Genomic DNA, 604 nt, shown 5'->3' on the forward strand with positions numbered 1-604 from the left:
AGGTGAGCCCCACCCGCGCCTCCAAGGGGAGCACGGTGACTGTCACCGTGAAGCCCGACGAGGGGTATGAGCTGGACGAGCTGACCGTCACCGACAAGAACGGCGATTCCGTCAAGCTCACCGACAAGGGCGACGGCAAGTACACCTTCCAGATGCCCGCCTCCAAGGTCACGGTGGAGGCCGTGTTCACGGCGGTGGAGCCGGAGCCGGAGGGCCTGCCCTTCACCGATGTAACGAGCCGCGACTGGTTCTATGACGCCGTGGCGTATGTGTACGACAAGGGAATGATGGAGGGAACCACGGACACCACCTTCGCCCCCACCATGAACCTGACCCGGAGCATGATCGCCCAGGTGCTCTACAACCTGGAGGAGCGGCCGGAGGCGCCCGGCGCGGCGGGCTTCCCCGACGTGGCGGCGGGCGCGTGGTACGCCGACGCGGTGAACTGGGCGGCGGCCCGCGGCATCGTGAAGGGGTACGACACCGGCGCGTTTGGGCCGGAGGACAGCGTGACCCGGGAGCAGCTTGCGGCGATTCTGTACCGCTACGCGCAGGCGAAGGGCTATGACACCACCCAGGGCGGGATGGCCGTGCGGGAGTTCAG

1 protein-coding gene is annotated in these 604 nt (G+C 67.7%); it reads left to right on the forward strand.

The genetic code is table 11. The features are described 5' to 3' along the window. Positions 1 to 604: S-layer homology domain-containing protein (locus tag ACESY8_RS19745; protein ID WP_498794975.1), on the forward strand; the 604-nt coding region annotated here is incomplete at both ends.

The sequence above is a fragment of the Clostridium sp. ATCC BAA-442 genome, from assembly GCF_964239415.1.
In the GTDB taxonomy this organism is placed as follows: domain Bacteria; phylum Bacillota; class Clostridia; order Oscillospirales; family Oscillospiraceae; genus Flavonifractor; species Flavonifractor plautii.